This window comes from Bartonella sp. MM97QHHN, from assembly GCF_042194285.1.
Taxonomy (GTDB): domain Bacteria; phylum Pseudomonadota; class Alphaproteobacteria; order Rhizobiales; family Rhizobiaceae; genus Bartonella.
In genome coordinates this window covers 7,501-15,971 of the sequence record NZ_JBHIMS010000061.1, presented here as the reverse complement: position 1 = coordinate 15,971, position 8,471 = coordinate 7,501, and the positions used below count along the sequence as shown (strand labels likewise).

9 protein-coding genes (1 of these 9 running past the window's edge) are annotated in these 8,471 nt (G+C 39.7%); all 9 read left to right on the top strand.

Going from position 1 to position 8,471, the window contains the following annotated elements; genetic code table 11:
• Positions 1 to 65: 65 nt before the first annotated feature.
• Entirely contained in the window at positions 66 to 1,154 is a 1,089-nt protein-coding gene (locus ACFIJW_RS03250; RefSeq protein ID WP_375633268.1) for a DUF3792 domain-containing protein, read from the top strand.
• Between the two features lie 226 nt (positions 1,155 to 1,380).
• Positions 1,381 to 1,539, top strand: coding sequence for a hypothetical protein (locus tag ACFIJW_RS03245; protein WP_375618735.1), 159 nt, complete (start codon positions 1,381 to 1,383; stop codon positions 1,537 to 1,539).
• Between the two features lie 64 nt (positions 1,540 to 1,603).
• Positions 1,604 to 2,794, top strand: coding sequence for a hypothetical protein (locus tag ACFIJW_RS03240; protein ID WP_375633267.1), 1,191 nt, complete (start codon positions 1,604 to 1,606; stop codon positions 2,792 to 2,794).
• On the top strand, positions 2,791 to 3,981 hold the full coding sequence (locus tag ACFIJW_RS03235) for an MFS transporter (protein ID WP_375633266.1): 1,191 nt from the start codon (positions 2,791 to 2,793) through the stop codon (positions 3,979 to 3,981). Before ACFIJW_RS03240 ends, ACFIJW_RS03235 begins: the two co-directional genes overlap by 4 nt.
• Before the next feature lie 113 nt (positions 3,982 to 4,094).
• Positions 4,095 to 4,865 (top strand): hypothetical protein, encoded by a 771-nt coding sequence (locus tag ACFIJW_RS03230; protein WP_375633265.1) that lies wholly within the window; start codon positions 4,095 to 4,097, stop codon positions 4,863 to 4,865.
• A 10-nt stretch (positions 4,866 to 4,875) separates the two neighbouring features.
• Positions 4,876 to 6,114 (top strand): DUF2087 domain-containing protein, encoded by a 1,239-nt coding sequence (locus ACFIJW_RS03225; protein ID WP_375633264.1) that lies wholly within the window; start codon positions 4,876 to 4,878, stop codon positions 6,112 to 6,114.
• A 510-nt stretch (positions 6,115 to 6,624) separates the two neighbouring features.
• Positions 6,625 to 7,563: an MFS transporter gene (locus ACFIJW_RS03220; protein ID WP_375633263.1), complete on the top strand. Its 939-nt coding sequence runs from the start codon at positions 6,625 to 6,627 to the stop codon at positions 7,561 to 7,563.
• 226 nt (positions 7,564 to 7,789) lie between these two features.
• Positions 7,790 to 7,954 (top strand): hypothetical protein, encoded by a 165-nt coding sequence (locus ACFIJW_RS03215; RefSeq protein WP_375633262.1) that lies wholly within the window; start codon positions 7,790 to 7,792, stop codon positions 7,952 to 7,954.
• 114 nt (positions 7,955 to 8,068) lie between these two features.
• A protein-coding gene (locus tag ACFIJW_RS03210) for a DUF2087 domain-containing protein (protein WP_375633261.1) crosses the window boundary here: on the top strand, positions 8,069 to 8,471 show its 5' portion. The gene runs 17 nt beyond the window's last position; only the first 403 of its 420 coding nucleotides appear in the window; it begins with the start codon at positions 8,069 to 8,071; the stop codon falls past the right edge of the window.

Here is an 8,471-nt window from a genome sequence, read left to right as displayed (position 1 = left end):
TATCCCTTTTGGAACATAATTAGCAAAAAGGCATTGTATCTCCAGCATATTCAAGGAGATAAAACATGGAAACTCGCATTCCTGAAAACACACCATTTGATACGAATTTTTTAGGAGAAACAACTCTAGAAGAAAAGTATTCATTCTTTCACACACCCATTTCATGGTCCGCAATCTTTGCGGGACTGGTGACGGCTCTTGCCACCTCAATCTGCCTCTCTTTTCTGGTCGCAGCTTTAGGCTTAAGCCAAATGGATTTCACTTCTTCATCCCCATTTGAAGGCTCTTTCCTCTCCTTTGGCGTGGGTTCCGTTATCGTTACACTGATTAGCTTAGCCTTGGGAGGCTTTGTAGCTGGACGTTTTGCTGAATCATCAGGGATTCTTCATGGCTTTCTCACTTGGGCTCTCATAACATTGCTGATGACCCTCCAAGCCATCCACGTGGTTTCTAGTACAGCAAAGATAGGAGCTAAAACGGCTTTAGAAAACAGCTCCATGGTCCAACAAACCGTAGAAAGCCTAAAAAACAATATTTCCCCTATACTTGCAAAATTAAACAGTGAAAGTCTTGAAAAGTTTTTTGCAAAAAATAGTGACAATGATATCAATTTTGACCAACTTGGTAGTGAATTGCACTCCCTTCTCAATAAAAGCGATATTCCTGCTCTCAATGCTAATCGCTTGAAACAAACCTATCAAGCTGCACTCAATGATATTGGTTCTGCGATAACAGCTTTTAAAAATGATCCGTCTCACTATCGCACCACTTTAAAAAATCTTGGTGAGCGCCTGTCTGATCGTGTAGAAGATCTCACAACAAAATTTGATCGAAGTGATATCATCAACGCGCTTATGAAGGATGGCATGACCCGTGCGGATGCACAAACAGCAGCCAACCATGCTGTTCAACTCTATCAAAGCGCAGAGGAAAAAACCGAAAAAGCTATCAAAGCCCTTGAAGAACAGGCAGAAACACTCTCAGACAATCTTGAGGATACGATCAAGGGAGCAAAAAACACTGCAACTAAAGCCACAAAAACAGCCTCCAATATGGGGTGGTGGGGCTTTTTAGGAAGTCTGGTAGGCGCCATTATTTCCAGTGTTTTTGGCTATTATGGTTATAGAAGCCGTAAGGACACTTTCATGCTTTAAAAACTTATAGCTCAAAAAGTATAAAACCAATAAAAAGCTGCACACATGGTGCAGCTTTTTTTGTAAATTCTTCTTAATTACTCTAAAATTCAGCCCTCTTATTTAAAATGCTCTTTGCAATCAACATGACATTTGACAAAAAATAAATCCATGCTAAGTGTAAGAAATTGGTAGTTTTTTTATATTTAAATTATCTGTATTTTATCAACTATAAGGGGGTAAATATATGAATATTTCACTTAATAAAGTAAAAAATGTTATTGAATTGGCTGCTGATGAAGTTGTGCCAACTGCAATGCTTACTAAGTATGCACAGCGTAACGATATTCAAATTTATCAAAGTGAGCTTGATGAGCTTAATATGAATGATTCGCTGGAAGTTTAATGATGTATTGTTGATGCAAATCTGCTTATCCATCCATCTTTAAAAATTAAGCTTATTTAAGTGCATGTTTCAGTTATTTTCAGAGGGCTTTTCTCAAAAAATTTGGGCTAAGCAAGCAGCTGAATTGTCAATTTCGTACATCCCTTTCAATGAAAGAGATGTTTTGAATGCTTTAAGACAATACGCTCTACATCCTCATAAACTCTTAGCTCTTAATCCTAAATCCGAAGTAGTAACAGTGGTTAATGGAGTGCGGAGTCCACGTCCTCTTTCAAACTTTCTTGTTTTAGATACGGATAGAACTATAGAAGAATATACTGCCCGCGTTGACCAATATGCCGAAGGACAAGAATGGGCGGTCATGTATTATGGATTATACGCTGCAACCCCTGTTCTATGGGATGTGGCAAAACAGTTTTCAGATCAATTAGCTCATTCTTTAGGTTTTAGTCCTGGTGGGCGCGTGGATATTGACTGCTTCATCGGCCGATATTCCTCCACCCATGTTGGGATACATGTGGATCACGCTCATAATTTTGGTTTTACTCTACAGGATGGCAAAACAATGTTTGCATGGCCCAGTACACGAGAAGACCTCCAAGGGCTAAAATATCCTGAATATGAAGCGCATAAATTAACAGCAATTGCGCTGCAAAACCGTACAGACCGTGTTGCCTACTTTCCCCATGATGCTTTCCACGTTGCTGAAACTGGAAAAAATATCGCGGCAAATATCAATATTGCTTTTTGGGAAACAGCACACGATGCACAACATCATAAAAATTATGTCACGCATTTACTCCATCTTGATGATCGAACGCGACATGATATCCGCGCATCAGGAAGAGCAAATTTAAACCCTGATAATGCTTTTCAACACTCTGCACTAAACTCCGCCATCGCAAATGGTACCTTAAAACGCCATATGCTGGTTTCTCAATTAATTTGTGATACAAGTTCACGTTTATGTGTCAAGCGCCCCCTTATTGACGTCTCTGAGATTGAAAATGAAATCACTCTTCGCGCATCTGCAACCCTCCAATGGGTGCCCTTACTAGAAACAAAAGAACTCCTCATCGCAGCAAATGGGCATTGCGCCAGTTTTGAGTATAGCTCTCATCTAGAACATTTCCTTTCTCAACTTTCATCAGGAAAAAAATTAGATCTAGCAAAATTAAATGATAAACCACATGACACAGCACAGAAGGAAATTTTAAAAGCTGTAAAAGCTTTAGCATGTTGGGGAGCATTGTGACAAAGAAAAAATCCATGATTTTTACCCAAATGGGACTTTTCCTTGTTTTGGGCTTTAGCAGCTTTGCCGATGAAACAGCACAAGTTACATTTGCTCTACACTTAGCAGAAAGCACAGCATCTATTTCAATGCTGCTGTTTGCAGGGCTTGTCGGGGCAATTTGTGCCGGACCAATTGCACCACGCCTCTTGCATCGCTTCCAACCAGCGCGAACAGTACCCATTGTTTTATTGTTTGAAGCACTCTTTATAGCCACAGCTGCAATCGCCAACCAATTTTGGGTTTATATTGCCCTTTCTTTTGCACTAGGGTGTGCTGGTTCACTCTTTTGGTCTGCTATCCTTGTTGCTGTACCTGACTTCGCAAAAAATGATCGGCAATTAGACCATATCAACCGCATTATCCAAACAGTCCGTAATCTTGGCTACATTGCAGGACCACTGTTAGGAGGTGTGCTATATGGTCTCTCAAACGGGCAAAAAGGGCTCTTTGCACTATCTATCATGGTTCTCTGTGCAACCTTTATCACTCTCTTCTGTTTTAAAAGTTTAAACATACATATGCCAACAACCACAACACAGCAAGCCAAAAAGGGACTAGATTTAAGAGGGCTCTTGCGTAAAAAAAATGTTGTCTATGCTCTTTCTCCCCTCATCATCACCATCATCCTCACCTCTGCTCTCAACGTCTTATCGATTGTCCGCATTCGTACCGATCTCAACTTAAGCGCTGAAACCTATGGGGTAATCACAAGCATGATAAGTCTAGGCCTCGTGGTTGGTCCACTCTGTTTCTCCAGCCTTTTTCATCGCTTTGGCAATGCCGCTGGTGCATCACTGGCTGCCACAACCATTGGCTTAGCAATTTTCTGCTTTTCTCTCACACACATTGTATGGTTAATGATGCTGTCATTTTTCATCCTTGGTGGTGCAAACGGCGTACAAAATGCTCTAATGGCAAGTTTTATGATGAAAGCCATTCAGAAAGAACACCGAAACAACCAAATGCCCGCCTATATCTTCATCATACAAACAGCGGTGTGCCTTGGCTTTCTAGGAGCTGGTTTTGTAAAAGTGCATCACACCCAATACACACTATTTATCATTGGCATTGCCACCATGATCGCAGGCCTATTAGGCTTTACGTTAAACCGCGCTATGCAAAAAAAGGAATGGGATAATGCCTAGCAAACTTTGCCATCTTTTCTCTCGAAAAAAACCATGCCCAAAAATGGCATAAAAATCATCACCTAATCAAATTATTGTATCTCCCATGCAACCCCATACCAAGCAATGTGATTTTGATAAACCATTCTCGTGTGGAGGAACAAACAACCCCAGCAAACAACCATTGCCAAAACTTGATATTTCAAAGCAGAAGAAAACAGTTTAACATCATGCAACAAGACCCTATAGGCTTAAACTTTTACAATAGAACAGGTGGTTATGTATGGCAACTGGCAGACTATATGCTACATGACTTGAATGAAAGCATCCACACACTTGAATTGCAAAAACCAACACCACCTATAGCCATCAATTCTTTCGCTGTCTACCCACGTGAACTCAATCCTTTATCACGCGTTCAATGGGCAAAGGACGTACAGATAACGAGAAACAAACCAGCACTCATTGGCAAACGGCAAATACAACCCATCACCATTGTTTCTACAAAAGGAGCGACATTTGGCGGATTCGACTTTCCCATATTTGAAGCACTTCGTGAAGGCTGCCTTGTCCAATCCTTAAAAGAAATCAAACTCAATGGTACTCTTCTTGCCTCTGGAAGTCTTTTGATATCACTGCTACGACACGGTCTCATCGAAACAGATCAAAAAGCCTTTTCAGAAAATGATGCAACAGCTCTTTTACGAGAGACAACATGTCGTATCATCGATTCTCCTCTTGGCACTCTTACCATTAATCAACTTAATGGGCGCACAATCCGGCTTCATGAAAAAACAAAACATCTCTTGCAGAAAGCTGCCACACCAATGCATCTTCAATACCCGCTAGAGGCTTCAATAAAGTTTCTTGTAAAAGCAGGAATGCTACGATTGCTCACATTATAAGGATAAAAAGATGCAGCTGATAAGACCTGGCATGGGAACAGAAAATAGTGCTCAACTTATCCATACGCTTATTCAAATGGCAAGACCGCGCACAGTCATTGAAATCGGTGCTGGTGATAGTACGCGCTTTATCGCAAAAGCACTTCAAAAAGCGAAATTATCATGGCAACAAGATAAAAAGCTTTTAGAATCCGCCATTTGGGAAGAGCGCACAGCGTTGCTTGATCCTTCAGGAGTCCTTGAGAATTACGAACCACGGCTTATCACAATTGATGATTTTACAGTAGAAGGTCAATCAGCAGAAGAAGCATGGCAAGAACTTCTTAAAGATAGCATTAAAAAAGACACTGTAACATTTATCAATGAAAATTTTTTCTCTCTTGATGAAAGCACCCTCAAATCTTGGGCGCCAATAGATTTTGCTTGGATTGATGCAGGAACCCCCTCAGATGATGTACGATTTGTTCTAACCCTTTGGGAACATATCACACCTGGTGGTTATCTTTGTTTGCATGAACCAACAATGATAACAACAATTGCTCTCAATGGCGAACAACGGGTTCGACGTGTTAGAACCCCTATCTGGGAAGAACTCCTCTATCGGCTTGATGGCTCCTATGAGGCTTTAACACTCCCCGAAAACCACAAATATCGCCAAGGTGGTCTGGGAATTATTCGCAAACGCACCCCAGCCGAACAAATTGTACGCGCACAATCACTACAAGCAGAACTCATAGAAATCAATGAACTTCCCATTCGCAACGATCTTTTGCCCATGGGAAAAGAAACCCTTCACAAACGCAATACCCGCAATTCACTGATCTCTGCCATGACATCACCGACACTGCGCGCTGTTTATGCCACCATCATCCTTGGTGCAAAAAATCTTACTGATATCCTCAAACATGTCGATTCAGATGCCAAAAACATTCACAAATCCATCAATCGCCTTTTGAATCTTGGACTTATTCACAACACAACAGAAGGATTTCAAGCCGAAGAGACAGTGTGGAAAATGCTAGAAAATAAACATGAACGGAATAGGGAAAATTTAAGCGACCGCCATTTAGAAACAGAAGAGATGCTATCAAAAATTGGTGAAGCCTTTCAGAAGGAAAAAATCTATAGCGAAACGGAAGTTTCCAAGATATGCAACCTCTTTACGATAGACTTTGCCCGATTACGACGCACTCTTGTTGAGAGAGGTTTTTTACAACGCCATGGAGGCAAATATCAACGCATGCGCTAAAAGAGAATTGAAAAATGATTAGCGAACGCTATCGTTTTTCTTCTCTATTTCAAGAGAATGAATAACCTTCCACTAAAAAAATATAATTTCATTAAAAGGTTACAAAATCATTCATCCCTTTCATATGTTGACAATCTATGGAGATGAGATTAGCGTGCTCTCTTCGCAAGAGATGCAATGGGGAGGAACAAGAGTGCGAGATGTCAATTGGTTATCAAATAGGATTAGAAATAGTCAAAACCATCAGGAGAAGATATAGGATCAAGGTCTCAATGATCTTACGATTGTTGCGCGAACATCAGGGCACAGTGTTGTTGCTCAATCCAAATCATGCTCGATATTTCTAAAAACATCGTAGAAAAAACAATATTCTTGCATTGGACTGGCTAGTGAATCAAGAAAGATACTATTTCAACGAAATGTGCACAATAGAAATAGGGCCGGCAAAACTTCCTCAAAAGATACAACAAAATGTCTTTGATCATTTAACAACACTTCTATGGAAATTCCATGGGCAAAAATAAAATTCCTTTTTTCATCTATAGCACAGTTTTTCTTTCTGAATTTTCCTTTTTCTTTGTACTCCCTCTGCTTGGAAACTCTTCTCTCATAACTGCTGCCAATGTTGCTTTTTATCTCGCTGGATCAGTAATCCTTGAAAGCATTCTCATGGTAACCACAACGGGTTTATTAGAAAGATTTTCGCGCAAACTCTTAATGGCTACCGCCTTTATTTTAAGGAGTAGCGCTTTTGTGTGCATTATCCTATCGCTCACACCTTCTGCATGGTTGATCTTTTTTACCTTAATGGCTTTTTCGAAAGCAATTTCAAAGCCATTTTTGAGAGAAATTTTATCAGAACATCTCAATAAAAATGCTCTTAAGCGCGCATTAACTCTCTATTCTTTTTTTCAAAATGCTGCTGTCGTTATCGCCCCTCTTGTTGCAACGAGTGCTATAAAATACAACGCATCGATCTTCTTAATGGCTTTTTTTGCACTCCTTGGTTTGTATCTTTGTGTTCTATCCATTCAAATTGTTTATCATTACCCGCATAAAACATTATCTCTTGAAAAGAATAAAAAAACAAAAAAAGCTCTTCTTTCTTCTTTAAAAACAATAATACATAATCGTTCTATTGCTTATTTGTTGGTCACGGCTTTGCTTTGTGCATTCCTCATGGGAATTTTCATCACCACCACAACACTTCTCAGTAAATTTGACAGCAATCTCGCCCCTTATAGTGGAATTTTCTTTTCAATTGTTGGCATCAGTATTTGTATCTGGCAAGGAATAATCAATAAACATCTCAGCCTTTCTGATAAATCAACTTTCTACCTATTATGGCTTATGGGAAGTTTCTCCTCATTTTTCCTCATGGGTGGGGTCTTTACCGCTGTGACTGCATTAATTGCCTACAGTGTCTATGAATCTGTCATGATTCCATGAGATATACTATCAAGCAGGGAAAACAACCTCATCCCTCTCTGCCAGCGTTCTTTTTAGTTATATTCTTGTTATTTCAAATATTGGCCAAGCTGCCGGCTCATGGACAAGTGGATGGATCATCAGCCATTTCAACAATCACATCGCTTTCACCTTTTGCATGATTGTTGGTGCCTCCGCCTTTGCTTCTTGCCTGTGCCTCATGCAAACTAAAAAATAAGCAGCTTCCATGTCACATATAATTTTTGCAACCGGTGGCACAACAAGAGTGCCTAAAACACTTCGCCATAAATGGCTCAATTATGATTTTGTAACACACTCTGCGGCAAAAAAGCTCAAAACGGTTTTTAAAGATTGCTCTGTAAACTCCGTTGCAAATTGTCTCATAGCTTAAAGGATTATGGGGTAGACAAGCGTAAGGCAGCTACATTCTGCACGAATAATATTCTATTGATATCCATGTGCAATACAGCCAAATCATTTTTCTTATAATTTGCTCATTTCTGCCATGACCTCACCGACACTACGCGCTGTCTATACTGTTATTATACTTGGTGCTAAAATTCTTTCTGATATCCTCAAACTTGTCAATTCAGAGACCAAAAACATTCACAAATCTATTAATCGCCTTTTAAACCTTGGTCTTATTCAAAACACAACAAAGGGATTTCAAGCAATCGATAAATTATGGCAAGCGCTAGAAGATAAAAATGTACGAAATATGGAAAATTTTAGCGATCGCCATTTAGAAACAGAAGATATACTTACAAAAATTGCAGAAGCATTTCAAATAGGAAAAAACTATCGCGAAACAGAAACATCAAAAATATGTAGCCTTTTTACTTTAGATTTTGCGAGATTAAGACGAACCTTGGTGGAAAATGGATTTTTAAGACGATATGCAAGCAAAT

Excerpts from the sequence above, each read along its gene's own strand:
- ACFIJW_RS03250 (WP_375633268.1), top strand. The coding sequence starts at position 66 with ATGGAAACTCGCATTCCTGAAAACACACCATTTGATACGAATTTTTTA.
- ACFIJW_RS03245 (WP_375618735.1), top strand. The coding sequence starts at position 1,381 with ATGAATATTTCACTTAATAAAGTAAAAAATGTTATTGAATTGGCTGCT.
- ACFIJW_RS03225 (WP_375633264.1), top strand. The coding sequence starts at position 4,876 with ATGCAGCTGATAAGACCTGGCATGGGAACAGAAAATAGTGCTCAACTT.
- ACFIJW_RS03220 (WP_375633263.1), top strand. The coding sequence starts at position 6,625 with ATGGGCAAAAATAAAATTCCTTTTTTCATCTATAGCACAGTTTTTCTT.
- ACFIJW_RS03215 (WP_375633262.1), top strand. The coding sequence starts at position 7,790 with ATGTCACATATAATTTTTGCAACCGGTGGCACAACAAGAGTGCCTAAA.
- ACFIJW_RS03240 (WP_375633267.1), top strand. The coding sequence starts at position 1,604 with ATGTTTCAGTTATTTTCAGAGGGCTTTTCTCAAAAAATTTGGGCTAAG.